This is a genomic window from Lysinibacillus sp. NPDC096418 (genome assembly GCF_044762775.1).
Taxonomy (GTDB): Bacteria; Bacillota; Bacilli; order Bacillales_A; family Planococcaceae; genus Lysinibacillus.
Genome location: NZ_JBIWEY010000007.1, coordinates 68295 through 95104 on the forward strand (window position 1 = coordinate 68295; position 26810 = coordinate 95104).

General features: G+C 36.0%; 33 protein-coding genes. 9 read left to right on the forward strand and 24 right to left on the reverse strand.

Translation table 11 applies throughout. From position 1 onward, the window contains the following. Nucleotides 1-6 precede the first annotated feature (6 nt). The 15 genes from ACIQZG_RS08545 to ACIQZG_RS08615 form a co-directional block, all read right to left on the reverse strand. Complete coding sequence (locus ACIQZG_RS08545) at nt 7-1281, reverse strand: replicative DNA helicase (RefSeq protein WP_402754750.1); 1275 nt, start codon at nt 1279-1281, stop codon at nt 7-9. Between the two features lies 1 nt (nt 1282). Next, complete coding sequence (locus ACIQZG_RS08550; RefSeq protein ID WP_402754751.1) at nt 1283-2125, reverse strand: phage replisome organizer N-terminal domain-containing protein; 843 nt, start codon at nt 2123-2125, stop codon at nt 1283-1285. 50 nt (nt 2126-2175) lie between these two features. Further along, on the reverse strand, nt 2176-2442 hold the full coding sequence (locus ACIQZG_RS08555) for a hypothetical protein (protein WP_402754752.1): 267 nt from the start codon (nt 2440-2442) through the stop codon (nt 2176-2178). Between the two features lie 12 nt (nt 2443-2454). Continuing rightward, the gene (locus tag ACIQZG_RS08560; RefSeq protein ID WP_402754753.1) at nt 2455-3258 is read right to left on the reverse strand and encodes a PD-(D/E)XK nuclease-like domain-containing protein; all 804 of its coding nucleotides are present in this window, start codon (nt 3256-3258) and stop codon (nt 2455-2457) included. Then, nucleotides 3233-4093, reverse strand: coding sequence for a hypothetical protein (locus ACIQZG_RS08565; protein WP_402754754.1), 861 nt, complete (start codon nt 4091-4093; stop codon nt 3233-3235). The genes ACIQZG_RS08560 and ACIQZG_RS08565 overlap by 26 nt, the downstream gene beginning before the upstream one ends. Beyond that, nucleotides 4086-5180 (reverse strand): hypothetical protein, encoded by a 1095-nt coding sequence (locus ACIQZG_RS08570; protein ID WP_402754755.1) that lies wholly within the window; start codon nt 5178-5180, stop codon nt 4086-4088. Before ACIQZG_RS08570 ends, ACIQZG_RS08565 begins: the two co-directional genes overlap by 8 nt. Then, on the reverse strand, nt 5177-5365 hold the full coding sequence (locus ACIQZG_RS08575; protein ID WP_402754756.1) for a hypothetical protein: 189 nt from the start codon (nt 5363-5365) through the stop codon (nt 5177-5179). The genes ACIQZG_RS08570 and ACIQZG_RS08575 overlap by 4 nt, the downstream gene beginning before the upstream one ends. 8 nt (nt 5366-5373) lie before the next feature. Continuing rightward, nucleotides 5374-5646 carry a transition state genes transcriptional regulator AbrB gene (locus tag ACIQZG_RS08580; RefSeq protein WP_402754757.1) on the reverse strand — a complete coding sequence of 91 codons (273 nt, stop codon included), beginning with the start codon at nt 5644-5646 and terminating at the stop codon, nt 5374-5376. Further along, nucleotides 5643-6008 carry a hypothetical protein gene (locus tag ACIQZG_RS08585; protein ID WP_402754758.1) on the reverse strand — a complete coding sequence of 122 codons (366 nt, stop codon included), beginning with the start codon at nt 6006-6008 and terminating at the stop codon, nt 5643-5645. The genes ACIQZG_RS08580 and ACIQZG_RS08585 overlap by 4 nt, the downstream gene beginning before the upstream one ends. Before the next feature lie 13 nt (nt 6009-6021). Continuing rightward, nucleotides 6022-6162 carry a hypothetical protein gene (locus ACIQZG_RS08590; RefSeq protein ID WP_402754759.1) on the reverse strand — a complete coding sequence of 47 codons (141 nt, stop codon included), beginning with the start codon at nt 6160-6162 and terminating at the stop codon, nt 6022-6024. Beyond that, nucleotides 6143-6613 carry a hypothetical protein gene (locus tag ACIQZG_RS08595; RefSeq protein ID WP_402754760.1) on the reverse strand — a complete coding sequence of 157 codons (471 nt, stop codon included), beginning with the start codon at nt 6611-6613 and terminating at the stop codon, nt 6143-6145. Before ACIQZG_RS08595 ends, ACIQZG_RS08590 begins: the two co-directional genes overlap by 20 nt. Nucleotides 6614-6738: 125 nt before the next feature. Further along, nucleotides 6739-6924, reverse strand: a complete 186-nt coding sequence (locus ACIQZG_RS08600) for a helix-turn-helix domain-containing protein (RefSeq protein ID WP_402754761.1) — start codon at nt 6922-6924, stop codon at nt 6739-6741. Between the two features lie 15 nt (nt 6925-6939). Further along, on the reverse strand, nt 6940-7122 hold the full coding sequence (locus ACIQZG_RS08605) for a helix-turn-helix domain-containing protein (protein ID WP_402754762.1): 183 nt from the start codon (nt 7120-7122) through the stop codon (nt 6940-6942). A 27-nt stretch (nt 7123-7149) separates the two neighbouring features. Further along, the gene (locus ACIQZG_RS08610; protein WP_402754763.1) at nt 7150-7836 is read right to left on the reverse strand and encodes a Rha family transcriptional regulator; all 687 of its coding nucleotides are present in this window, start codon (nt 7834-7836) and stop codon (nt 7150-7152) included. A gap of 152 nt (nt 7837-7988) precedes the next feature. Next, entirely contained in the window at nt 7989-8282 is a 294-nt protein-coding gene (locus ACIQZG_RS08615) for a hypothetical protein (protein ID WP_402754764.1), read from the reverse strand. Nucleotides 8283-8667: 385 nt separating this feature from the next. Between ACIQZG_RS08615 and ACIQZG_RS08620 the strand changes: the two genes are divergently transcribed. From ACIQZG_RS08620 to ACIQZG_RS08630, 3 genes are all read left to right on the forward strand, one after another. Further along, nucleotides 8668-9087, forward strand: a complete 420-nt coding sequence (locus tag ACIQZG_RS08620) for a helix-turn-helix domain-containing protein (RefSeq protein ID WP_402754765.1) — start codon at nt 8668-8670, stop codon at nt 9085-9087. 11 nt (nt 9088-9098) lie between these two features. Then, nucleotides 9099-9509, forward strand: a complete 411-nt coding sequence (locus ACIQZG_RS08625; protein WP_402754766.1) for an ImmA/IrrE family metallo-endopeptidase — start codon at nt 9099-9101, stop codon at nt 9507-9509. Nucleotides 9510-9590: 81 nt separating this feature from the next. Continuing rightward, a complete protein-coding gene (locus ACIQZG_RS08630; protein ID WP_402754767.1) occupies nt 9591-10781 on the forward strand; it encodes a tyrosine-type recombinase/integrase in 1191 nt (396 codons plus the stop codon). 562 nt (nt 10782-11343) lie between these two features. Here ACIQZG_RS08630 and ACIQZG_RS08635 read toward each other — a convergent pair. The 5 genes from ACIQZG_RS08635 to ACIQZG_RS08655 all read right to left on the reverse strand — a co-directional run bounded on the left by ACIQZG_RS08635 (nt 11344) and on the right by ACIQZG_RS08655 (nt 16770). Further along, nucleotides 11344-11676, reverse strand: a complete 333-nt coding sequence (locus ACIQZG_RS08635; RefSeq protein ID WP_402754768.1) for an inner-membrane translocator — start codon at nt 11674-11676, stop codon at nt 11344-11346. A gap of 300 nt (nt 11677-11976) precedes the next feature. Further along, the gene (locus ACIQZG_RS08640; RefSeq protein ID WP_402754769.1) at nt 11977-12888 is read right to left on the reverse strand and encodes a 1,4-dihydroxy-2-naphthoate polyprenyltransferase; all 912 of its coding nucleotides are present in this window, start codon (nt 12886-12888) and stop codon (nt 11977-11979) included. A 225-nt stretch (nt 12889-13113) separates the two neighbouring features. Next, a complete protein-coding gene (locus ACIQZG_RS08645) occupies nt 13114-13680 on the reverse strand; it encodes a DUF4256 domain-containing protein (RefSeq protein WP_402754770.1) in 567 nt (188 codons plus the stop codon). A gap of 1146 nt (nt 13681-14826) precedes the next feature. Then, nucleotides 14827-15249: a phage holin family protein gene (locus ACIQZG_RS08650; RefSeq protein ID WP_402754771.1), complete on the reverse strand. Its 423-nt coding sequence runs from the start codon at nt 15247-15249 to the stop codon at nt 14827-14829. Nucleotides 15250-15555: 306 nt separating this feature from the next. Beyond that, nucleotides 15556-16770 (reverse strand): NupC/NupG family nucleoside CNT transporter, encoded by a 1215-nt coding sequence (locus ACIQZG_RS08655; protein WP_402754772.1) that lies wholly within the window; start codon nt 16768-16770, stop codon nt 15556-15558. A 434-nt stretch (nt 16771-17204) separates the two neighbouring features. Between ACIQZG_RS08655 and ACIQZG_RS08660 the strand changes: the two genes are divergently transcribed. From ACIQZG_RS08660 to ACIQZG_RS08670, 3 genes are all read left to right on the forward strand, one after another. Then, on the forward strand, nt 17205-17630 hold the full coding sequence (locus tag ACIQZG_RS08660; protein ID WP_402754773.1) for an SRPBCC family protein: 426 nt from the start codon (nt 17205-17207) through the stop codon (nt 17628-17630). Next, nucleotides 17627-17953, forward strand: coding sequence for an ArsR/SmtB family transcription factor (locus ACIQZG_RS08665; protein ID WP_402754774.1), 327 nt, complete (start codon nt 17627-17629; stop codon nt 17951-17953). Before ACIQZG_RS08660 ends, ACIQZG_RS08665 begins: the two co-directional genes overlap by 4 nt. Before the next feature lie 349 nt (nt 17954-18302). Next, nucleotides 18303-19109, forward strand: a complete 807-nt coding sequence (locus ACIQZG_RS08670; protein WP_402754775.1) for an SDR family NAD(P)-dependent oxidoreductase — start codon at nt 18303-18305, stop codon at nt 19107-19109. Between the two features lie 66 nt (nt 19110-19175). On the opposite strand, the gene ACIQZG_RS08675 is transcribed toward ACIQZG_RS08670, so the two are convergent. The 3 genes from ACIQZG_RS08675 to ACIQZG_RS08685 all read right to left on the reverse strand — a co-directional run bounded on the left by ACIQZG_RS08675 (nt 19176) and on the right by ACIQZG_RS08685 (nt 22315). Beyond that, nucleotides 19176-19808 (reverse strand): LysE family translocator, encoded by a 633-nt coding sequence (locus ACIQZG_RS08675; protein ID WP_402754776.1) that lies wholly within the window; start codon nt 19806-19808, stop codon nt 19176-19178. A gap of 118 nt (nt 19809-19926) precedes the next feature. Then, a complete protein-coding gene (locus ACIQZG_RS08680; RefSeq protein WP_402754777.1) occupies nt 19927-20706 on the reverse strand; it encodes a YqhG family protein in 780 nt (259 codons plus the stop codon). 70 nt (nt 20707-20776) lie between these two features. Further along, nucleotides 20777-22315 carry a DEAD/DEAH box helicase gene (locus tag ACIQZG_RS08685; RefSeq protein ID WP_402754778.1) on the reverse strand — a complete coding sequence of 513 codons (1539 nt, stop codon included), beginning with the start codon at nt 22313-22315 and terminating at the stop codon, nt 20777-20779. A 339-nt stretch (nt 22316-22654) separates the two neighbouring features. Here ACIQZG_RS08685 and ACIQZG_RS08690 point away from each other — a divergent pair, with 339 nt between their 5' ends. The 3 genes from ACIQZG_RS08690 to ACIQZG_RS08700 all read left to right on the forward strand — a co-directional run bounded on the left by ACIQZG_RS08690 (nt 22655) and on the right by ACIQZG_RS08700 (nt 25252). After that, nucleotides 22655-23326, forward strand: coding sequence for a carboxymuconolactone decarboxylase family protein (locus ACIQZG_RS08690; RefSeq protein WP_402754779.1), 672 nt, complete (start codon nt 22655-22657; stop codon nt 23324-23326). 145 nt (nt 23327-23471) lie between these two features. Further along, the gene (locus ACIQZG_RS08695; protein ID WP_402754780.1) at nt 23472-24416 is read left to right on the forward strand and encodes a LysR family transcriptional regulator; all 945 of its coding nucleotides are present in this window, start codon (nt 23472-23474) and stop codon (nt 24414-24416) included. Nucleotides 24417-24625: 209 nt separating this feature from the next. Then, on the forward strand, nt 24626-25252 hold the full coding sequence (locus ACIQZG_RS08700) for a LysE family translocator (RefSeq protein ID WP_402754781.1): 627 nt from the start codon (nt 24626-24628) through the stop codon (nt 25250-25252). A 40-nt stretch (nt 25253-25292) separates the two neighbouring features. Here the strand turns inward: ACIQZG_RS08700 and scpC are convergent, their stop codons facing one another. Next, nucleotides 25293-26798: a succinyl-CoA:acetate CoA-transferase ScpC gene (gene scpC, locus ACIQZG_RS08705; RefSeq protein ID WP_402754782.1), complete on the reverse strand. Its 1506-nt coding sequence runs from the start codon at nt 26796-26798 to the stop codon at nt 25293-25295. Nucleotides 26799-26810: the final 12 nt, after the last annotated feature.

Below are 26810 nucleotides of genomic sequence, written 5' to 3' on the forward strand. Positions count from 1 at the left end.
TTAACGTCACTTAATAATCCCTAAAAACCTGTTATAAGCAGCAGTTACATTTCCAACTCCACCATTACGGTTTTTCGTTACGCAAAATTCGAATGGTTGCCAGTTCTGATTATTTATCTCTCCGTCGTAATAACCTTCTCGATATAAGCCGATTATCATATCTGCAATTTGTTCTATCTCGCCCGACTCCCTTAAATCCGAATTCATCGGTCTTTTATCAGGACGTGATTCAATACTTCTCGAAAGTTGAGATAAAACGATAACGTGTACTCCCAATTCCTTCGCCATTGTTTTCAGGTCATTCGTGATTTGTCCAATTTCAACGTTTCGGTTAAACCCTGGTTGTTCAGGTTTGATAATTGATAGGTAATCAATCATTACTAAAAATTCGCAATCAGGATATTCGTTTTGCAGCAACCTAACTTTTGATCTTATTTCAGAAACTTTTTGACCTGGCTTATCAAAGAATTCGAATCCACTTTCACTTAGATAACCTAAGTCCGCAGACCACTTCTGTTTTTGCTCCTCAGTTAACAAGTTGAATAAATCCTTTGTTTTACCTCGGTTAAATCCGACCGTAGAAGGTATTAAACGTTTTAGGACTAGTAATTCGGTTTCCATCTCTAAACTAAACACAACAGGTATGACACGATTTTTACCTATCGTTGTGATATGCCTAAGGCCAGCGTTCTTACCGATAGTTAGAATTACATCGGTTTTACCTACGGACGGTCTAGCTGATATAATTGTTAACTCTTTCGGTCTGAATCCCTCAATTAATTTATCAAGCTCTGTTATTCCACTTTCAATGCCTGTATCCACCTTTTCGGTTGCACTGAATGGCATTTCGAAATACTTAACTAATTCGTTTTTAATGCTTTTGCGATCATCTATCCTGGTAGTATCTAAATCCGATAACTTTTGGATAACTTCTTGAGCTGTCCAACCCTCTTGTAAGCCGATAGTTTGTATTCTTCTAGTCTCTCTTTGTTTCCACTTGTCTAGCAGTTCAACAACGCGACCGTTGAATTTGTCTAAATTAGAGTTATCCATACAGCTCCTCAAGTAAGAAGCTCCACCGACAAATTCAGGTGTTTCGTGTGTTAGCAATGTAACGAATTCTATTTGCTTACCTTCGTTCATGAGCTTGTCTATAACCGAGATGATATTTACATTGATCTTGGATTCAAAGTTACCTTTGTTGATACCTGATTCTTTTAGTAAAAACGGATGCTCTACGATTGTGCCTATAATGGACATCTCTAGTAAGTTGTTTTGCATGTCATTCCCCCATGTTCAGAAGATCATTCTCGCTCATGTTATTAACATAGCTAGGTGCCTTTATTTCTTCCTGGTTATTAGACACTTCTTTCTTAGGTGTTTCGTTTAAATAACTTTCAAACTTTGTACCAAACAATGTCTCTGGTCTTAAGTAAGATGACATTTTATTATCTGTTAACCATTGAGCTGTTTTAATATCAATTACTTGTTTGAAATCTTCTAAGTTGAACCCGTCTTTCAATCTAGCTTTTATTAATGTCTGTGTTTTCGAAGATGTATGCTTGTACTTTTTGTTAGTTTTCAGATTCAGATAATCGATAATTTCTTTGTAAGGAATAGCGTCGGTTTTGTTACCCGACAATATATATTCTTTCTCTTTATCTATATCTATATCTGTTGCGTGACATTGCGTGACTGTCACGTGACTTTTTTCTTCCAATTCAAGAAGCTCATTATTCTTCGTTTTTTCGCGCTGTTTCTGCTTTCGCAAGCGATTCTGTTCGCGAATTTTTTCCATTCCGTCGATGTTTTGATGCTTCTCCCAGTTGCTAATTAAAACTACTTCTTGCTCGTTCACTTCTAACATTCTGTACTTTTCTAAAACTTGTATAGCGTACCGAACTTTTTCTGCTGGTCTGTTAAAAATAATAGCCATTTCTTCGATATTCATCGGTATTTGGTCACTTAAAAGAATGTAACCACCGTAGTTTGCTTTACCTGCATAAGTGAGTAACTTGATCCAAATAATTAATATCATGTCACCTTCAGGCATTCGTTCGATAAGTTTGATTTTTTCATTGTCAAACATATCTGTTTTAATTTTTATCCAAGTGATGTCAGCCATTTTATTCGCCTCTCAATATTTGCAATTTAATGAACTAACAACAGGTTTATTTATTTGACTAACTTAAGTAGATCTTTAATGCCGCGACCTCTTCGCTTTGTTTTTCTATTGATAAACAGCCCTGTAGTTGCCCAAAAGTCATAAAATACTCCATTTTTATCAGCCACCACAAAGTGACCATTATCATGTTCAATATGTTGTATTTTTTGAGCTTTTAATAACCTTTTACTAGAATGATAATCTGATTCTTTTTTCTTTTGGTTACGTTCTTTCTGTAACGGTTTCATGTCGCGCCAAAATTCTCCAATTTCACTCATGTTCATTCACACCTACTTCAAAAGAAACTCAATTTCAAAAGTATTTTTTAATTGTTTTGTAACTCTACAGTGATCACATTTTTCACATCGTTTAGGCTCTTTTTCCCCTGATTTAGCAGTAATAATATTCGGTAAATGCTCCTGTGCATATTCCAATTCCAACTCGAATCGACTGCTATCGAAATGTAAAATAGCCTTGTCTGGTGGTGTTTCTTTCGTAACTGCCACGATGTACGGAGTGTAGTAATACCCTGTATTTTGATGGATAATTTCACGATAGATAGCCATTTGAAGCACGTAATCATAGGCTTCTACGAATGAAACCCAACCGTTATACTTCTCGCTCCAATAACGCTTCGATAGCTCCTGAGTGGTCTTTATATCGCTGAAGAATCGTTTCTCATGATTAATGTTGTCCACTTTGATTTTCCATTGAGCACCGAATAATTCGCCTGTGAAAATAACCTCTTTTTCGCCTGTGAGAGCATGCATGCAAAACGGATCATTCTCAACAGTTTCAATCATTTTGTCGGCCTGTTCGAATTCGGCATATTTACCACTGCCACGTTTCTTAAAAATCACATCTTTTTCAGATTCACAAAACTCTTCAAAGGCTTCTTTATTTTCAAATGCTGCATGTAGATACGAACCGACTGTTAAAGCTGTGGAGAAAGGACGTGTATATTCGCCCTTTAACTCCGCAATCATTTTGGCTTCGCATTCTACAGCGCTCTTAAACTGCGATACTGACATGTAATGCTGGTTAGCTTCATTCGAGTGATAATTATCCTTATTCAGTTGGAACGCTGTTTGCATCTGACTTCACCTCGCCTTGCTCTTTGTTGAAGTCTGCAGCCAGTTCGCTTGTTTGCTGTTTACCTAAATCTTTGTCGAACCATTCTTCTACTGTTGACATGTTGTCTTTTAATGAATTTCGAATGTTAGTTAGTTGCACTAAGTCAAATTCACTAAACGAGCTCGCATTATATCCAAAGCGTGTCTCAATCATTTCTTGTGTTACACCGTATTTCTCTTTGAAATGAGTTAACGCGCTACTGATTCTATCTTTTAGTGGCTTATCTGACTTTCCAGTAAGGGTTTGTCGACATTGTTCTATTGCCATTTCTACAACGTCACCTGGGATAACACTTAAAATACAAGAACGTACTCTACGCGCACCGTCATTAGCCACTTTTTCATATACATCCCGTGGATCAGTTAATTGCTTTAATCCATGTTTAGTTTTTAACGAATGCTTAACAGTGAATGTTTTTTCTTGTCGTACATTGGTTTCTAAATCCCAACAATACGCCTTTGCAACTGATTCACCATTTCGCTGTTCTAATTCCTGAATTCCGTAAGAAAGATTTCCCCAATTTTGTGCTAATACCTCAGCTAATCGAATTGACGGCCCCTCAACCTTCGTGGAACCTCGGTTGTATGTGTACATAGAAGTAGCAGCTAATGAAGGGCGTTTACAAGCATCTAAAATTCGCTTCTCTGACTCGAAATAATTACGAGGGAATTGCTTCGCTAAAAATATGGCTCCTTTTACTTCTTCCATTTCACGGGAAGTGCTTGCTTGTGCTAAAACACTTTGTTGATCTGATTGTGATTGAACTGAATTAAATTGTGTTGTTAAGTCATTCATTGCTATTCACCTCATATTGAGCGTTTGTGTCGTTGATGATTTTGCAAGTTCCGTCTTTTGCGCGTTCCATGTAATGGAATTCTTCGCTTGAACTGTCCATAAAATAAGCATTGTTACCTTTAATGCGAATGATTTCGTGGTCATCTAACGCCATATGAGTAGTTCTGATAATTTGCCCAACTGCGAATTCCGTAGGCTGTACCGCCTGTTCAAACTCACTCACATCAAGATTCAGCGCTCGTCCTAATGCGATAGCTTTACCGATATGTTCGTTGAATACTTCTTCTGGGTTGCATTTGGTAAGCCCTTTGAATATCAACTGTTTGCCAAAAGCACTGTAAATTAAGACTGTAATAGCACGTTTCTTTTCATTTACATGGAATATTGGTCTTACACATTGATTTTTATATTTTCCAATAGTTGTGTTGAAAGTGTCATATTCACCCACGATGTTTTTAACAAATGCTTTCGCCTTCTTAATAGTCTCAGCACGTTGCTGATTTGGTGTTAGTGATTTGGATTTGATTAGTTCGTATACGTCTACTGTTTCAATTGTTCGACCATAAAAGTTGTTATAAACTGACGTTACTTCAAATTCACCACCAGAAGATGGGTCAGCCTTTACTTTTAAAGCGTTATCCGCAAATACAGGGCCATATATTTTATTCGGTTTAAAACATTTACCATTGGCGAATGAAACCGAAACATAATCACCTTCGCGAGCCTTACGCTCTACCTTGCGATATTTCTGACCTTCAAATTCGATGATGTCCTCCACAGTATTAGTTGCGGAAGACTCCTGTATATTGTTAACCACCGTCGTAAACTGTGGACGGTCACGTAATTCATGGACGATTAGCTTTAACTCAGATACTTCTTTTTCGAGTGCATTGATACGTTGGTTTTTGGTAGGTTTTACTTCCTCTATAAAAAGTTCAACTCGACTTTTTAACACGCAAATATCTTCTTTGTCATATACATCACCTACACCATCGACTCTAGCTACATTAAAAATGTGACCCTCTTTAAAATAAGCGTGGTCTTTCGCGATAACTCGAACCTTATCCCCAACATTAAACTTTGTCATTTCGCATCCTCCTGTGGTAAAATACCATTGATTTGATTTTGATTTAATTTTTGTATCTGCTTGTCATTGGTTGCAGCCTTTGGCAAGCTTTTTTGTGCCTCAATTTGGGCATTCTGTGCATCTTCGATATCTTTCCAGTATTCTGATTCACGGTCATACTCTGCGTGTGTGTAGCCTATACGCATGTGGTCACCTACTTAGTTCGCTCAATTTCAGCAATTAACTTTTTCGCACCTTCTGGACTAAGAATTAAAGTGCCATTATTCAAAATGTAGTTATCATCAGATACCTCACCAGTTACAGCACATTCCATGTTAGACTTAAACTTTTTCAAGATGATTTTGTCATCATCTGTATAGATTTCTAAAGAATCTCTTTCATTAATTCCTAATGTACGACGTAACTCCTTTGGAATAACTAAACGACCTAATTCATCGACTTTACGAACGATACCTGTACTTTTCATTTGATTTTCCCTCCTTGTAATGCTTGATGTGCTACTTTACCTTCATCAAACTCAATTGCTGATGGCTCCCAAGTAGGTGCTTCATATCCACCATCTAACGAATACGGCTCTGATGTATTATGTCGTTTCCAGTTTTCTTGTTCAGCATAAAACTCAAGCGCTTCGCGTAGACGTTTGTTTTCTTCTTTCAAATGATAATTGTCAGCTTCTAAGTTATCTTCTTGGCAATTCGGGCAACTGTATAATCCGTTTGTTTCCGATTGCTCATGGATAACGCTAAATTCAAACGCACAATCTGGACATTCAATAACTTCTGCCGTCTTGATACTCGCCATATCTTTTGTGAAAACTCTTTTCTCCATTACTTACACCCCCTCAATTATCAGCAGCACGTTTAAGCGCTAATGTTTTCAACAATGTGGAATACATCACTATATCCAGTGGTTGTCCATCGGTTGTGTGGACGGCATATTTACGCAACTGGTCAATGACATTTTTACGCTTCAACTGCTTCATCATCGGCATTTGCGAAGAATCCTTCCGTATATGCTTTGACTTCCTCTACTGTGTCGATAATGCCGAATACACGTTGTTGCAGAAGCTTGTACTCTCTTTGCTTGTTTGATAGATGGCTGTCGAATGGTAAGTCCGGTTCACCTTCCATAGCATCAATTGCGATATCTAGAAGCTTGTTATTTTCTTCTTTTTGCATAGCCTCTAGATGCTCAATGAGCTTGTTTTGGCCCTCCACAATTCTTGCTTCCAGTTCGGGATATTCGAGCAATTCACTAAAACTTTCAACTGCAACATGTGGACGTCTATCATATTGACTTTGTACTTTTTCAACGAAAAGTGATTCACGGCCGTTTTCATCTGCCGCATAAATTGAAGCAATTTCACCTGCAGAGCGATAATGGATTGATAAAACCGATAACTTTGTACCTTTAACATTTAATACTGCTTTCATACTAATTCCTCCAATAGATTGATAGATTTACTTCTGACGCATTGCTACTGTCTTTTCCATTGCCTTTTTAATCAAATCCTTCTTAACCTCAAACGATAGTGTCAGCCATTGTTTTGGTTGGATTTTCAATTGGTATCACCGCCTTCTGTATTAGTAATTAACCAATGCTCGATTGTGGGTCTGTGAAATAAAATCCTTCCTCTCACTTTTGTATGAGGAATCTCTTTTTGCCGCACCATTGTATAAATAGTTGTATTACTAACACCCAATTCACTTGCCACTTCATCTACTGACATAGTGAGTTTTTCCATATAATTTCACCTACCTTAAATATCTAAAATCTTACGAATATGCTTAACGCGCTCTTGTGCCTTTGGACCAGACTTATTACCACGAATGATGTCTGATAGATAAGCATTAGAAATACCAACCATCTTGGCCAATTCTGTTTGACTCATTTTTCGTTTGAATAATTCTGATCTAACTTGTGCCCCTAAATCTTCTGTCATATTTAAATCTCCTTTCTTTCAACTCCCTCACTCAAACGCCATTTGACTATTACAACCGTCAATTTCCATCTGCAATGATGTGGAAGGCCTCCATAATTTAATGAAATGTAATGCTTCTTCTTGTTTAACTTTAGGTATGTCTCCATAACGCGGAACCTTGAAATACTGTTTAAATTCATTCCAAAATGCTGAGAATACCTTTCTATTAATCTCTTTGTAAGCAACTGAATCTTTTCCACCTAAAGCTTGTACAACTGATTGATTGGCTGTTTGTTGAATCTCTTGTTGTTGCAAAGAATCAATTCGCATACTACCTTTTAGGTAATCAACGTCATTTTTAATTGCATTGATTTCACGTGTGTGTTTCAATGCGGCTTGTAATGCTAGTTCAAGTCCATCTGGTTGTTCTGGTTTAAGTTGCTCTTCCATTTGATTAAACGCTTCGATGTATTTGAGTTTGAAGTCGAGTGCTTTCTTACCATTGAAGCCCATTGCCAGTAAGGTGAATCCGTCTCGATTCATGTAGTAAGTTTTGCGCATTCTGTTATATGAATCTGGTGTTTCGCCATCATAAAACATCTCCCCAAAATTGGGGACATCTTTTTTCAACGCTTCGATATCACGTAAAATATGGTCGTGGCGCTTTTCAAAGTTTTCAGCAACCTGTAATGATGTAGTTACTGCTTGTCTGTTTTGGATAACTACTAATTCCAATTTATTTCCTCCCTCTTAATACCTTTCTGTTACAATTTGGTTAGAAAGGTAGGTGTTAGATATGACTAAAGACTTTGAAGATTTTCGTAATAATGTAATTACAGGTGAAAAACTTAAAGAAATTTCTGATTTAGCTAGAGCTCAAGCTGATCTCATGACAAACGAAAAAGATTTTTCAGCAACCTTTTCAGCGAACGTTGCTTTGTTTTTGTTGGCTGAATATCATGATTGGTTGCATGAATCGTAATACCTTTGATTTTTCCTCCCTCACTCGTTGTTCTAGCAACTTGTGGGGAATTTTTATTAGACGAAACATGCCAACATCTTTCGAGAAAAGTTCGCTTTGCTCTTTCTAATATTTCTGATGCTTCCGAAGCATTGGCTTCACTTTCTACTAAAGCACCCACGATTTTGGATACAGTAGATATTTTTTTATTGTCCTCCACACTTCTCACCTCACTTTCATCTAATTAACGTTGCTACCGTCGTGTCAGCTATAAGTTCGAATGGTATACCGTCATTGGCTCGGTATCACAGCTCTTCAATTAATTGTAAAAAAATAAGCTAAATAATTAGCCAATTGTATTGACACTTAGTATCCAATAGTATACTATTTAAACATAGCTAAATAAGACTTTAAAAAGCCTGTAAACATTACATTTAATCCGTTCCCCAACGTCAAAATGTGTTTAAATAGGTCGTATTTTTTGTACTCTTTTAGCAAATAATTTAGCTTATGTGAACATAATAATACAGTTGGATACTTTTTGCAACTAAAAATTATCCAACTGTATAAATTATTTTCTCTAAGTATCCAGGAAGGTTGATATTATGATGTTCGATAGGGTAAAAGAATTATCTGAACAACGTGGAGAAAACTTGAAAATAGTAGCGCAAAAACTCGGTTTTAGCGAAAATGCATTTTATAAATGGAAAACTCAAAGCCCGAAATCCGAAACCTTAGAAAAAGTGGCAGATTATTTCGATGTCTCTATAGACTATCTTTTAGGGCGAACAGATAAAAAACGTTACTACGACTTAACAGAGAAAGACGAACGTGATGTCGAAAGAGACTTGGAACGTATTCTTAATAGTGCAGAAAGTGATTTAGGTCTTGCTTCGTTTGATGGACGTGTATTAGATGAAATGGATGAAGAAGATAGAGAACTATATATTACATCATTAAAAAACGCTCTAAGATTGCATAAGAGACTTGCTAAGAAGAAGTTCACTCCTAAAAAGTATAGGTAAGGTGTGATGTTATGAATGTAAAAAAGCTGATTAAACAATTGAAAAAAAAGTACGGCACATCTAATCCCTTTAAAATTGCAGAAGCCATGGGTATTACGATTGTATATGAAGATTTAGGGAGTTCATGGGGTTATTTCAGTAATTTATACAGAACCTTTATCATCCACATCAACGAGAATTTATCCTATGAAGAACAATTTTTAACTTGTGCTCATGAACTTGGTCACGTTATCCAACATCCTGAGCACAACATGGCTTTTTTAAAAGCAAACACATTTTTTTTAACAGATAAATACGAAATGGAAGCTAATATATTTGCAGTTGAATTACTGTTTTCGGATAACGACAACCCTATTACTTTTGAAGAGGCAGTAAATACATATGGAATACCAGAGCAATTTCTTAAAAAAATTTTATCCTAAAACATACATACTTTTACATTAAAGGTGGTGATAGTTAAATTCGGAGTAATAAGAAATGCATTGTTGAAAGGAGAAACTAATATGGCGAGTATCGTAAAACGTGGTGAAAATTCATATCGATTCACTGTCTATCTTCCAAAAGACGCTCAAGGTAAATATCCTCGCGAAACAAAAACGATTACTATCGAAGAAAAATTTACACCTAAGCAGTTGAAAGAATTTTTAGATGGTGAATATTTAAATTTTAAAAACGAAGTTTTATCAGGGCGTTATGTAAAAGTAGAAAAAATGATTTTTAAAGATTTTGCAGAACAGTGGGAAAAGGATTTTGCTTCTACACTAGCCCTAACTACTTATGGTAATCATCAACGTAAATTAGAATTGCATATAAACCCTATTATCGGTCATATGCAGATGGACCAAATTAACTCATTCCATCTTATGAATATACTACGCGATATGAAACGTTATGACGGTAAAGATGAACCAGTGAGTTATCACAGCAAACAAGATGTGTACCGAACACTTAAGAGTGTGTTTAAATATGCTGTTAAATGGGGAGTTTTACCGAATAATCCTATGGACGGAATTGAAAAACCACGCCCTAGTGATACAGATGATATTGATAAAGATATGCAAATTTATGAAGAGGATGAAATAGAAACATTAATGCACATGTTACAAACGGAGCCTGAATTATGGAGGATGATGTTCACTCTTGCCTTAGCCGCTGGTCTTCGTAAAGGAGAATTATTGGGGTTAGAATGGAAAGATGTAGACTTTGCTAATCAGCAAATATATATTCATCAATCTATCGTTTTAACAAAACAAGGTCCACACATAAAATCAACTAAAACTAAAAAATCTAAGCGTTATGTTACTTTACCTCAGTCAGTTATGGACGAATTAAAAACATATCGTAAACATTGGGCAAAAGAGAAATTACGCAAAGGTGATAAATGGATTGAAAAAGAAAGAGAATGGTTATTTCATTCATTTGATGGAACTCACCTATATCCAACAAGTCCATCAAAACGTTGGCATCATTTTATCAACGGACACAAATTTAAATACATTCGATTACATGATTTACGTCACACATCTGCATCATTATTAATTGCACAAGGTGTACACGCTAAACTTATTAGCGAACGTTTAGGGCACTCCGATATATCCGTTACAATGAACACTTATGGACATGCTTTCAAATCTGCCGATCGTGCTGCAGCTGATAAATTGGATAGCTTCTTTAGAGTAAAAAAACAATCTTAATCCCTGGTGTTATATTGGTGTTAAACTGGTGTTAAAATTGTTTATAAATAATTGTAATCAATGATAATGCACGATAAAAACTTTAATAAAACCTTTGAATAACAATATTTATTGTAATTATTTATAAATAAATTACCTCTCACAACTCATTTGAGGAGTGGTGGTTTAAAACTTTCTATAAGACATACGGCATACGCGGCTTTTACTACATAGCCTATAATAGCAATGTATATAGAACACTCTTACCTGAATTGGTGAGAGTGTTTTTTGTTTAGCTTATTTAGTTTGAATTCGATAATCGAAGTCAATAAGAGTAACATGAATTCTAAAAACATAAATTAAGTTAGGTGCCCAATTTACTCTTCAAATCACTTTTATTAAGTTCTATTCTTGATGTGCTAAGCTTGCCAAAAATAAGTATCTCTGCACCCAAATAGAAAATATATTATTTTTAGATATAAATGCATTAAACAGTATCTTTAAATATGGAGACAGCGGGAGCTTCTGATTTAGCCATTTTATTCAGTTAAAGCCTCCGTTACTTGAATAACGAATCAACACTTCAGTTTTTTACAAAATGTAAAATCCACCTTATACCCCCAATCACCAGAACGAGAATCCCATTAGCTAATGCTAAAAGTCCTAAAAATGCTCCGCCATAGCCTGCACCCTCCCCTGTTCCTCCAGAACTCCAATCATAAAAATGAAAAAGTAAAGCACCACTTGAAAAGCCGATCAATGGAGCAAGTATTATCATAATGATGCCTGATACCATAAGATTTAATTTTCCTTTTCTAAACAATGTAAAGAAACCAACATTAAGTGATATTAAAAGTAAGAGATACAACATCAAAATTAAATCTCCTGTTAACAAATAACCCCCCATTTTAACCATAAATACCCATAACGCTTAGTGAACTATTCTACTTCGTTTGTTGCAGAACAACAACCATAAGAAAACATCAGTTAAAGTTCTTTAAGATCCTTACTTCTCAAAAAAAATCCCCCAATTTTCTCTGTGAGAGAATTTTGGGAGATTAAATAGAATAACTCATTTAATTGAACATCAACAAAATAATCGTAGTGACATATTACTTTATGTTCTTTCTATTAGATAGTTAGTTAAAGTACAGTTCTTCACAACTTCTAATTACGATTACTATGTAAAAATTAGCATGCTAGAATACTTTCCTATTTAAATTAGGTAATTTATTAATAATCCAATTGATAACAGGAAGCAAAAAATCGTATTTGTCATCGCTGTTGATTTCATGGCTACACGCATAAATTGAGGTTCCGTAGCACCTTTTCGAAAACCTTGAATTGCAGCTATTGGCTTTTTCAAACCTAGGAACAACACTAATGACCATGGACTTATATAACCCACCAATACAATCAATACGATCCACAAATAGGAAATTGAAAATGCAATAGCTAAAAATTGAACTGCTTTCTCTCTCCCAAGGAGGATAGGCAACGTTTTTCTTCCACCTATAATATCTTCATCAATATCTCGGATGTTATTCGACATGTTAATTGCCCCTACTAAAATCCCAACCGGAATGGAAATCAATATACTTTCGATCGTTAAAGTACCAGTTTGAATAAAGAAAGCAATTAATATAAAGCCTGTCCCCATTGACAACCCAGAAAATAATTCTCCAAATGGCGTATACGCAATTGGTAATGGACCGCCTGTGTATAAATAGCCAATTGCCATCCCACATAAACCGATGACCGCTAACCACCAGGTACTATTCATACAAATATAAACACCGATAACTGCTGCCGCAATATACAAAACAAACGCAACTGTTAATACATTTTTCGGCTTCAATCCATGACGTACAATTCCACCACCAATTCCAACAGATTCAGCAGTATCTAATCCACGTTTAAAATCATAATACTCATTAAATAAATTGGTTGCAATCTGTAATGCTAAACACGATAGTAGCATCCCAATAAATAAAAACCAATTAATTTTAGTTTCGTAAAGTGCTGCAACTGTCCCTAATATGACAGGCGCAAACGTCGCCGTTAATGTATGAGGGCGAGTCATTGTCCACATTAACTTAGCGGAACTTATTTCTTTTTTACTTCCCATAAATTTTTCTTTCCCCCTACATTTTTCAAAAAAATCACTAGAAGTATTATTTCTATCTACTTCCTTTTCACTCGAAACATTATATCACATACATTAAAGATAAATTTATCCTGCTATGTTAGCACAGGAAGTGATTGCCCATATTGAACAATCGCCCCCACCATAGTTTAAGAATGAAATTAAAGCTTTTCCATATGTGATCTGTTCTGGAAATCCAATATAGATTTAGACCCTTAACGAACCACGAAAGCCTCTTGCAGCATAGTAGGAATCTGCTCCATTGTGATACATAAAGACAGTGTCATAGCGACGATCACAAAAGATAGCTCCACCGAGTTTTCTAATAGTAGGAGGTGTTTGCACCCAGCTCGACGTTTTCGTATCGAAATTATCAAGTTTCTGCAACTCACGGTATTGTTCTTCCGTTAAAAGTTCAATGCCCATGGCGGCTGCCATGTCGATTGCGTTATTTTCTGGTTTGTGTTTTTTCCTTGATTCCAGTGCTTCAAGGTCATAACAAACACTTCTGCGACCTTTAGGACTTTCCGCTGAACAATCATAAAAAATATATTCATCCGTTTTTTCGTCTTGCCCCACAACATCTGGCTCACCACCAGTAACTTCCATCTCATTAAGCGACCACAATTTTTCAGTATTAGCTTCAAGCTTAGCTTGAACTTGAGTCCATTCTAAATCCTTGTGGCGTTTCATGTTTTTCTCAAAACGAACTTTCAAAGTTCTGATTAATTCCTCACGCTGTTCTAGTGGTAACTCCTTGTTTGTCTTCGTCATATTGATCTCCTCCTTATTGTTATTATTCATAATGCTTTACACTGTTAGCACAACGATTATTCGTGTATCCAAAGCGATATTTCCATTAGATCGTAATGATGCAAGAAAATCCTCTAGCATAACTTTATTCTTCCTTAAACATCCACTTTAATTTATCTATTTAAAATAACCTTCTACTCCTTCTTTTTCAACTAACCTGTACCATTAATTAAATAGGAAACTGTTCCACACTCCTTTTCTACTTGTAAAATAAAGAACCCATTTAGAGAAATATGTTTTCAATAATCAATAGAATTTGCTATCTGAATGAGTATTTCAGGTGTTACTTTATCGGATACACCCTTATCAATACTGAACACATATTGCCAATTATCTCTTTCAAAGACTAACAAATTAAAACCAATTCTCGGCTTTTCAATATCTATTGCATCATTTCCATTATCCAGTTTAAATACGCTTGAACAATAAAAATGTGGAAAGAATACTTTTGGTCAATTCTATCGCCTCAAAATTATTTTTAGATATATTTTCTCCAAACCAAATAAAACTATCCTAATTTAGTTCGTTTATTCCCACCTCAAACTTCTCTCATTCAACTATAGGCGGACGCTTTCCTGAGTTGGAAGAGGAATCGACTACGTTCGAAAATCCGATAGATGATGATAACTAGAAAAATTAAATTGAATTGGTCAAAGAAAATAAAATCCATGTAGTAAGCTTAAAGACCAAGCGGCTATTAGAGCTAGCTTGGTCTTTGGCACGTATCAGATTCGTATTAATCAGAATCATTTTCGTCTTCAATCTTACGAATTGCTCCTGTTTTTGTATTTATCTTTAAATTCATTAATCCTATTTTGAAATGTCAAAATGAACATTTCATATATTAGAATACCATCTTCCATTTCTGTATCTTAATGAATGATCTACTCAGGTACCCTTTGGACGACAATTTGCATCGCTTGTTGAGGAGAACTTGGTTGATTAAACGACGGTATTAGCATAAAACAACCTCCTTGTTACAAACATGGCCCTACATTATGCAAAAACCAGGATATCGGCGCTTTGTTATCGTAAAAGCATTGCTGAATCATGAATTTGAATGCTACTTATACTGCATTAAAGCTCGATATTTAGTTGTTACACTTGTTATTTATCCTCATCATCTTTCGATTTATCTTCATCATCATTTTTTAATTGAGTAAAAACGTTCTTTAAAAATCGAGGTACTTTTATTCCCAATTGTCCTAGGTTTTCTATCATACTTATTCCTTCCATGCCTATTAGAAATAAAATCATAGCATTACGCATAAAATCGCCGCTATCTGTTGCGTAATCTAATTGAACTGTTGCAACAACCATTAAAATCATCGCTGTCTTTTTTAATAAGCCCTTAAAAGCCTTACGTGAATCTATGTCTTTCATCACCCAAGCCACCATTAGCCCTAGTGTGAAGTCGATCGCCATTAATATCGCTAGTGCTTTTATCAATTCATCGACTCCGCCAATTAAATATATCGTCCATGCCGTAATGACACCTACAATCGACGCCCAAAGCGTATTTGTCTCCATACTTACACCTACCCTTCTCCAATAATAAAAACCCTCCACTAATAATTGCGGAGGGTCTAAAATCTACTATATTTTCATTAATTTTAATTTCTAAAATAGTCGCTCCACATTTCTAGCATATTCAACTCCTATATCCAAGTACTCCATCAAATGCACCAAACCAATTAATATTACGTAATGGCTTATAATTAGATGGGTTTTTCAAAAAATAAAAAACACCTACTGCGCTATACAATAGGTGTAAAAAACTCCATAATAAAATTGTTTTGTTAAATTCGCTTACTATAGCCGATTACTAAAAAGATATTAAATAAACATACCTGCAATTGAAGCACTTAATAAAGACGCTAACATACCAGCTGCAACTGCTCTAATTCCTAAACGAGCAATATCTTGTCGGCGACTTGGTACCATTGAACCTAAGCCACCTAATAAGATCGCCATTGAGCTTAAATTCGCAAATCCACATAATGCGAAGCTGACTACAATAACTGCTTTATCGGATAGATCTGGAATAACCGGAGCAAATGATGAATAAGCAACGAACTCATTCAATACAAGCTTTTGTCCAATAAAGGACCCTGCTGTAATGGCCTCAGACCATGGTACACCAATAGCAAATGCTAATGGTGAGAATATCACACCTAAAATCCCTTCAATGCTTAACCCTTTAAATCCGAAGAAATTACCTATACCACCAAGTAAACCGTTAAGCAATGCAATAATACCAATAAAAGCAAGTAACATCGCACCAACGTTAACAGCAAGTTTCATACCATCACTTGCCCCGCGTGCAGCTGCATCCACTACATTCGCAGCTTCCTCATCCTTTGACAACTTAAAGTTTCCTTCATCCACAGTTTCCGTCTCGGGAATGAACATTTTGGCCAAAATTAGCCCTGCAGGAGCAGCCATAAAGCTTGCGGCAAGTAAGTATTCTAAAGGTACACCTAACAACGCATACCCTACAAGAACTGAACCTGATACTGATGCAAGCCCTCCTGTCATAACAGCAAACAGCTCAGATTTTGTCATTTTCGCGATAAATGGTCGAACAACAAGTGGTGCTTCTGTCTGCCCAACAAAAATGTTAGCTGCTGCAGACACTGACTCAGCCTTACTTGTCCCAAGAAGCTTCGAAAGCGCTCCCCCAATGATTCGAATAAAGAACTGCATAATCCCTAGGTAATATAACACTGAAATAAGGGCAGAAAAGAAGATGATAACGGTTAATATTGAAATCGCAAAAACCATCCCCCCCATATTTTCTGGATCTGCTAAAGGGCCAAATAAAAACCCAATTCCTTCATTTGCATAAGATATTAAATTTTGTACACCGTCTGAAAACGTGAGAAGTACCTGGCGACCAGTCTCCCATTTTAAAACGATAAACGCAAACAAAATTTGAATAGATAAACCAGCTAGAATTGTTTGCCACTTAATCGACTTCTTAGCATTTGATAAAAGGAACGCAATACCTAAAACAACAAGTATACCGCCTATTCCCCATAGTATGTTCATAGTAACCACCTTCTTCATTTTTAGGAAGAAAACGCTTCCTTTTTTAAATCTATTTACAGACATCTGACGACAGACTTTTAAAATGGATTCTAACAAAAAGCTAAAGGGTTGTAAAATGAATAATGATTCCTATTTTTCAGTCAAAAGCCCTCAAAATTTCTTAACAAAATCACTTTTCTAGTTAATACTAACTTTGCTTAGTGTTTCCCCAAAAAAGTTTAGTCATTACATAAATCTTCAGAGAAAAATTGGTAACTTTTATGAACCTCAATAATGTTTTAGGTATAAAAAAACATTATTCCGCTCAACCCAGTTAATGAAGTAATTATTTTAATTACTCCAGCACTTTAACAGATATTCTCTTGACATATAACCATAAGGTGTTACATAATAATGACACCCTATGGTTACACTTTTATTAAAGGAGTTTTTATATGACTGAAAAATTACAAAATATCATAAAGACGATTACGTTAAATGCACCAATTGAAAAGGTGTGGAAAAAGGTTACAGACTCAGAACAAATAGCTCAATGGTTTATGCCAAATGATTTTAAACCTGAAGTAGGTCATGAATTTACGATACAATCTCCTTTTGGACCATCACCTTGTAAAGTTGAGCAAGTAAATGAACCACATTATGTACGTTTTGCATGGGATACGGATGGTTGGTTTGTAACATTTGAGTTAGAGGAAATTGGTGACAAAACCGAATTTACGTTAACACACGGTGGTTGGAATGAAGCTTCACAGATCGTGCCTAAAGCAAACATGGCGGTCAAAGATGTTCATAAAAATATGGACGGTGGCTGGTCAATGATTATCGGACAAAAATTAAAAGAGGCTGTAGAAGCAGAGTGAGCCAATCAGCTGAAAAGCATGATGTTTTTCAAGCAATAGCTGATCCTACAAGACGACATGTCCTGGAACTTCTTTCTGCTGGCGATAAACCAATCACTGCAATTACTGAACATTTTTCTATTAGTCGTACAGCTGTTGTAAAGCATCTAAAAGTTTTAGAAGAAGTCAAACTGATTTCTGCACAAAAAAGCGGGCGAGAAAAAATTTACACACTGCATGCCGATCGGCTGAAAGAAATCGAAGACTGGCTACAATACTTTGAGCTGTTTTGGGACAATAAATTGGCACAACTACAACGTATTGTCGACCAAGATACCCCGTAATCTTATGCCTACTTGAGAGTTTTTCACAAAACATAATATCGTTTCTTTCAAACTTCACGGTTATTTCCCTAACATACCGTGGAGTTTTTATTTGCCTAAATCAATAGGCTTACTAAATCTAAAACTTCTTGAATGACTATTTCCTATTTCACCAGTGCAATGTTTTCTTGGAGCTTCTATACGATAAATTCCCATTAGTAAAAAATACTCGGGCATATTTGTTTAATTGTTAATAGTTTAATGCTAAACTATTAAATGTGACAATAATATGAATAATGATAGAGACGAGTATCGCGCTTAAGTAATCTAGTACATACTCTTTCATCGCTTATTGCAGGAGGAACTTCTTATGAAACGTGTAGAAAATAAAGTAGCACTAGTTACTGGTGGCGCATCAGGAATTGGTTTATCAGCAGCAACATTATTGGCAAAACAAGGAGCAAAAGTTGTTATTGCCGATTATAATATTGAGGGTGCAAAAGAACTTGCAGAAACTTTAGTAAAAGAAGGTTACGAAGCATCAGCAATATTCCTTGATGCAGGTGATGCTCAATCAATCGAAGCAGCAGTTGAATTCACTGTTGAACAATACGGCTCACTTACAGTTCTATTTAATAACGTTGGTGGCACTAATGTTCGTAAAGATTTAGACGTTGTAAATATTGATTTAGATGAATGGGATCGTTTAGTAAACATTAACTTAAAATCAGTATTACTTGGTAGCCGTTATGCTATCCCTCACATGCAAAAAGCAGGTGGCGGTTCTATTATTAACACAGCTTCAATGGCTGGTTTTGCAAGTGATCAAATCCGTACAGCTTATGGTGCAACAAAAGCTGGCGTTGTTAACCTAACAAAAAGTATTGCAACTCAATACGGTAAAGATAAAATTCGTTGTAATGCAATCGCACCAGGGCTTATTTTAACACCTGCTGCTAAAAATAATATTCCACAAGATTTACTAGATATTTTCACAAAATTTAATTCCCTTCCTTACAATGGTGAAGCAGATGATATCGGTCATGCAGTAGTATTCTTAGCTTCTGATGAATCTAAGTTCATGACAGGACAAACACTTCAAATTGAGGGTGGCCACTATATCGCAAACCCAACAATTGCAGATACAAACATTTGGGCTACTTCTCAACAAAAATAATCCTTACATTCTTTTTTAATTGATAAATGCACAGAAAAAAGATGTCTCAAAAATTTTTGAGACATCTTATTTTTCTAATGCTAGCTTAATGCCAAATCCAATTAGTACTGTACCTGTTAACCCTTCAATTACTGTTTTCGTTTTAGGCTTTTTCATAAAGGCACTGATTTTATCCAATAAATATACATAGAAAACAAACCACATAGCGGTTAAAGCCGTGTAAATGATCCCCATCATCAAAAATGGCAGGAACGTATTCCCCGTACCGTCTACAAATTGCGGTAAAAATGTTAAGAAAAACACAGCAACTTTTGGATTTGTAATATTCGTTAAAAATCCTTGTTTAAAGGAAGAATGATTATTGTATTTTTCGTCTGTCTCAGATTCTTTATCTTCTTCTATTTGCTGCGAGCGTAATTCTTTTAGGGCCCATAAAGTTTTACAGCCTAAATAACATAAGTAGACTGCTCCCACGTATTTTATTATTGCAAATACGTATGCAGACTTTACAATAATAGCTGAAAGTCCAATGACTGCAGCAAACGTATGAATGAGTAGACCACAGCACGAACCCATCATCGTTTGTATTCCGCCCTTCTTCCCAACAGTAAGTGTATTTTTGGTCGCAATGGCTGTATCAGGACCCGGTAAAATAATGAGCAATATACACATCACTAAAAATAACGAAACATTCACCAATACCAAAGCCCCCTTTCCCTTTTCAAAAATCTGAAAATTACATAAATTATTTTAACATATATACGAAAACGCAAAAAGAGCAGCTCTAAAAAAATCTTTAAGCTAACTCCATTCATTTTTATGTTAAATAAAATAACCCACCATTTACAATTTCAATTCTAATTTTAGCATCGTACTGTTCTTCTAAAGCCTTCTTTTCTATTTCATAACACTCTGGCTTTTCTTCTACACCCTCGTAAAAATAATCTAATACTCTTTGACTTCTTTTCCACCTTTTTCTTGCTTCTTCTGCCCAAGTATGATCATCTTGTTGGATGAGATTTTCCACTTTTGCATCTAATCGTTGGAGCGCACGAATCGGTTTAATAATGTACTGCACTTGAAAGGCATCTTCTGAATTAACGGAGTCTAAATCTATATGGCACAAAGATTCTTGGAAATCCTCGATAATCTCACCTGTCATTAAGTTAATCCCAAAAGAATACAGCATTTCTTTCGTTTGGTCGCTACAATACGAAACTTTATAATTCACACCTAGCCAAGGTGTTAGTAAAGAGTTAGTTGCAAACTTGTTCACCTTCTCAAACATTTGTACAAAAGCGCCTAGCCCTTTAGTTGCTTGAAACAGCTGATTAAGCCGAGGCGATCCAAAATGGATAACTTCACCTACGATTTTTTCTTCAAGTTTATTTTGATCGGTAATAAATGTTACTTGTGCTGGGCATGGTTCACCATTTGTAGCTTCTACGTATTGCCAGTAGAAAGGACGATTCATTATCCTTTTATCCATATCAATCGTCAATTGAACGGTGATACAATGCTCATTCCCACCTAAAATAGGGCAATTATTTTCAGTAAAGAATTGTTGTAAAAAATTATGAACTTGTTGTGGATACATCTATACCCTCCTCTTGCGAACCCTGTTGTTATATTTTCGGGTGAAATAATCCGCATTGGCAGCTATACTCTTAAATCGTCTTTTTATAATTTGTTAAAATGTCATCTAAATCTCCCACTACTTTTTCAAAAACTCCAATTTTCGTATTCAATAATTCCAATATATTGTTTTCAATTGTGTTTTCGATGGCAAGATTATAAATATGGACATCATGTTCCTGTCCTAATCGATGCACACGTCCAATTCGTTGTTCTAGCTTCATTGGATTCCAAGGTAAATCATAGTTAATAACATGATGACAAAATTGCAGGTTTATCCCTTCCCCACCTGCTTCTGTAGCGATTAATACTTGTGCTTGTTCTTTAAATATATGCTTCATATAATCACGTTTGTTTTTATTAAATTTCCCGTTAAAGAGCACACTCGTAATTCCTTTTACATGAAGATACCATTGTAAATAAATTTGCGTTGCTCTATATTCGGTAAAAATAATTACTTTATCATTTGCCTGCTTAATAATTTCGATTACTTTTTCCGCTTTCGAATTGAGTTGCAATGCCATTAATTTTTCAATAACGCCATCAACATAAGCCAATTCATCTGGTTCTACACAGCTTTCGCGCATCTTTGTCAACGTTAAGCAAGTAGCTTCCTTACTGCTACACATTTCCTTCTGAAGCGTAATCAATGAAAAAGAACCTGCAAAAACCGACGACACATCTTTCAGCCCTACCAGCAAATCGTAAACTTCTTTTTCTTCTTTTGTAAATTGAATCGGAATTGTTTGGACACGACGATTTGTCCATTCTATCCCTGTATCTTCTCTTCGATTTCTGACCATAACTTGATGGACCAAATCCCTTAAATAATCATCGTGTTCTAAGTCATGTTTGCTCGCTGAAAATGCAGACTGGAACGTTTCGTAATTACCTAGATGACCTGGTTTTAATAAAGAAATGAGGTAGTAAAGTTCAAAGACATCATTTTGAATCGGTGTTGCTGTTAGCAGCAAGCAAAATTTCTTTTTTAAGCTCTGAACAAACTCGTATATTTGAGTTTTATGGTTTTTTAACTTATGCGCCTCATCAATAATAAACATGTCGTAATTTTGCGCATATACTAACTCTCGATGCGGACTTTTTTTGGCTGTATCCATACTCATTACGACAACATCGTAACGTTCTATAGGATAATTCTTTTTATATGGAATTGCCGGGATATGAAATTTCTGATTAAGCTCTTCCACCCATTGATTAATAAGGGAAGCCGGAGCTAATATTAACGCTTTTTTCACAAGACCTCGAATAAGATATTCTTTTAATATCAAGCCCGCTTCAATGGTTTTACCAAGCCCAACTTCATCTGCAAGAATCGCTTTACCATTCATTCTTTCGATGACGATCTCAGCTACCTCCAATTGGTGCGCTAGAGGCGTTAGATTTGGTAAATATTTAGCTGATTGAAGTCCTGAAAATTCGGTAATTAAATTCGTTTTGACTATATCGTAATTCATCTTGTATAACGTCCAACTGTCCCATTTTTCTGGATTCTCCAGTCTACCTAAAAAGCCTTCTTCCCACTCGGACGATCTTTCAATGATCATGATCATCACCTCATGCAATTATTTCTGTTGTTATATTGTCCAAAAAAGATAAAGCTATGTTAATGAGTTCAAAGCTTTCTTCAACCTAATATTCTCAATTAACAAAACGATTCACATTATCCATCTAGAATTGGCTTTGTTATATTTTAGATAATTAGAAATATTTTGATATTAAAAGGTTTTTTATATATCATTTAGTAAAAATAGGTGCGCAACCATTTTTGTTTTAAAAGGTACACCTATCTAATTAGATGCAATCAATTAAGAGATTTTAGTAATTATTTTTATTGAAGACTATAATTTTTGCTGACAAACAAAAATAGTAACTGATGAGGAGCGTGTTCCATGTCAACTGAAAGTCTATATCAAAAAAATTATTTCAATCGCTTAGGTGAATTTGCTGATCTCGCACCTGAGGCTTTTAAAGCTTTTGTTAAATTTGATTCACTTGCATTAAAAGAAGGTGTTTTATCTGCAAAATTAAAAGAACTGATTGCGGTAGCTGTTGCACATACAACTGGCTGCCCTTATTGCATAGAGCTTCATGTTACTCAAGCTAAAAACAACAATGCTTCTAAAGAAGAAACCGCGGAGGCTGTTATGGTTGCGACCGCCTTAAAGGCTGGCTCTGCACTAGCACATGGCGTTAATGCCTTAAATGCCTATGATGGTACTGAGGAGGAAGAACTTTATAAAGAGCAATATTTTTCACGCTTAAAAGAGTTTTCTAGCCTACAACCCGATGCCTTTAAAGCCTTTATCAATTTTGATACTCAAACGATGAAGGACGGACTCCTATCAGGGCGAGAAAAAGAATTAATTGCGATTGCTGTGGCCCATACAACTGGTTGCCCGTACTGCATTTCTTTACATGTACAAGGTGCAAAAAAACTAGGCGTTACAAAAGAAGAAGTTGCTGAATCCATCTTGGTCGCAACTGCCTTAAAGGCTGGCTCTGCACTTGCACATGGTGTTAATGCCTTAAATGCCTACGATCAAGTTGCCCAACTTACGTAAACAATTTTGTAAATAGCCAAAAAACCTCCTTTGCATTACAGCGAAGGAGGTTTTTTACTTTGCCTGTTGTTCATCTATTTATTCCAAAATTTCTATTTCTCGCATGCTATACTAAATACATCTCCCCTATAAGGAAGGTACATACATGGAAATAAGACAACTTGAATATTTCATGACGTTATACAAAGAGCTACATTTTACTAAGGCAGCTGATAAATTAAATATTTCACAGCCGACACTTAGCCATCAAATTAAAGTATTGGAAAATGAAATCGGTGTCCCTTTGTTTGATCGGCTAGGAAAGAAAATAGCGATTACTGACGCTGGAGAAATTTTATATGAGCAGTGCACGCATATATTCCATGCTCTAGAAAATACAAAAAATCAGATTAGCGATTTAAAAAGTTTGAAAGCAGGGAAATTAGTCATCGGTGCACTACCTGGTGAACTGACAAATTTAGTATCAGAGCAACTACTTAGCTATCACAATAAATATCCAGACATCCAAGTTAGCATTAGTAGTTCTGATGATTTGTTAACACTTTTAAAGAATAATAAAATCGATTTTGCTATCACCTATTTGCAGAAGCAGTTTAATTATGAAGGTGAACAACTAATAAAAATCCCTTTATACGAAGAGGACTTATTAGTCGTTGCACATAATGATCATCCACTTTTAACACCTGAAGTTGTTCACTTCAAAGATATATTACAATATCCACTTATTTTGTTTCCAACTATGAATCAATGTCGCAAAGTAATTGAACATGCTGCTCTCAATGAAAATTTGTCTGTCACTCCAAAACTAGAAACAGCGAGCGTAGATGCCATTTTTAAACTCGTAGAACAGAATGTAGGTGCTACTATTATTTCTAAAACGCTTTATAGTTTACATAAAACTGAAATTATAAGTGAGCGTTCTATTTATAACCCTCATTTAACACGGGAAATTATACTCCTCTATCGTAAAGATAAATTTATTAATTTTTGTTCGAAAGCATTTATACAGTTATTCTTAGAAAATCTATCCAGTGCAGGCTTGATAGCGCCTGAAAAAAGCCTTCATACTATAAAAGCATTACTTAAATAATGGAGTGTCAAAAAGTCCAGTTAAGCAGAACAGCTTGCTTTCTACATGGTAAAAAATCATCTTTACTTTCTGCGAGAGTCTTCGCGGATTTTTACCTGTATATCAAAAAACAACTACTCTCAGCTTACTATTTTTTAAGACAGGTCCATTCAATCCGTGCTCTACTCGTCGGGATAACTATTTCTATATAACAAAAGGAGGTCCATATTATGTTTTCTTTTTCTACTTTAAGTACATTTATAATAATTGTCATTGGTCTTTTTTTAATACCTGGTCCAGCAGTATTTTTAACGATTACTCGTACGGTTCAACATGGGCGTAGGGCAGGCATAATGACAGGGCTTGGTATTGCAACAGGTGATTTAATTCATACATTATTCGCAGCAGTTGGACTTTCTGCTATTTTGATGACCTCTGCAACAGCCTTCAATGTAGTAAAGTATGCAGGCGCCATATATCTTATATATCTAGGTGTGCGTGCCATCATTGAAAAGCCAAAGGATGCTTCGCTACCAGAGAGTCCTCCGGATTTTTCTAACGATGCCTATCGAAAAGCTATTATCGTAGAAGTACTCAATCCGAAAACTGCATTATTCTTTTTAGCCTTTTTGCCACAGTTTGTGCATCCCCAACAAGGTGCTGCCTTTCTTCAAATTTTGACGCTCGGCTTAATCTTTGTTGTGCTAAGTGTCCTCTATACAACATCGATTGTCTTGAGCGTACAACAGCTCAAGCAACTATTTAAGGGACCGTCTCGAATCGGCCGTTGGAGTGGCAAAATCGTAGGTACTATCTATATTGGGCTAGGGTTAAAAGTCGCTACCCAAAGTCAATGATGCAAAAAAGATGACTAAGCGATATGCTCAGTCATCTTTTTTATTTCTTCATCGATTTTGTAGTTGCCAATTGGATATGCCATGATAGCGCCTCTTCTAATAGATGAGGTGTGTGGTGATTACCTGTCTTCTCCACTGCCGCTTCGTAATATGCCCAGAGCTGCTCGCGGTAATCAGGGTGTGCACAATTATTAATGATCAGAGGTACACGTTCTTTTGGCGCTAAGCCTCGTAAATCAGCTACCCCTTGTTCTGTCACGATTACATCCACATCATGCTCTGTATGATCAACGTGTGAAACCATTGGTACAACACTTGAGATATTGCCACCTTTTGCGTAAGACTTCGTGACGAAAATACCTAGTCTTGCATTTCGAGCAAAATCGCCTGAACCACCAATACCATTCATCATTTTTGTACCAGATACATGAGTGGAATTCACATTCCCATAAATATCAAGCTCTAAAGCTGTGTTCACTGAAATCAATCCTAAACGACGAATGATTTCAGGATGGTTAGAAATCTCTTGTGGACGTAGAATTAAACGATCCGTATATTTTTCTAAATTGCTATAAACCTGTTCAGCACGTTCCTTCGCTAATGTAATTGACGTGCCTGAAGCAGATTTAACTTTGCCAGCGTCTAATAAATCAAACACTGTATCTTGTAAAACTTCCGAGTACACCTCTAAATTTTCAAATTCTGAGTCTAGGAAACCATTTAACACCGCATTAGCTACTGAACCAACCCCTGATTGTAATGGTGCTAATGTATTTGTTAAGCGTCCTGCCTTAATTTCATCACGTAAGAAATTCAATAAATGCGCTGCCATCTCAGCTGTTTCTTCATCTGGCGGTACAATTGTTGACGGTGCATCTGGTATATCTGAAAGAACAATACCACGCACTTTAGCTAGTTCTAATGGAATACCTATCGTACCAATACGCTCTCCTGCACTCGTTAAAGGAATAGGTCCACGTTCCCCTTGTGCCTCAGGAATATAGATATCATGAATCCCCTCTAACGAATCCGGGTGTGAGATGTTTAGCTCAACAATAATTTCTTTCGCCATTTGTACAATGATTGGCGAATTCCCAACAGATGTCGTTGGAATAAGTAAGCCATCTTCTGTGATTGCAGTTGCCTCAATAATTGCAAAGTCAATTGGTCCTACAATACCTTGGCGAATAAGTTCCGCATTTTGGGAAACATGAGCATCTGTATAAAGAACTTCTCCCCTATTTATCATTTGACGAATCGCAGGATCGCCTTGGTAAGGTGCTCTTTTACGAATAATCCCCGCCTCAGCCATGTATTGATCTACTTCGGGGCCTAGTGAAGCTCCTGTATAAACATCCACTTTGAAAGTTTCAGTTTTAGCTTTTTCAACTAGTGCAAGTGGCACAACCTTAGCATCTCCTGCGCGTGTAAAGCCACTCATGCCAAGTAGCATTCCATCTTTAATCCATGAAGCAGCCTCTTTCGCCGAAACTACCTTGTCTTGTAATGATGCACATCGATTTTTTTTACTAGCTTGTTGGTTCATGTGTATCCCCCT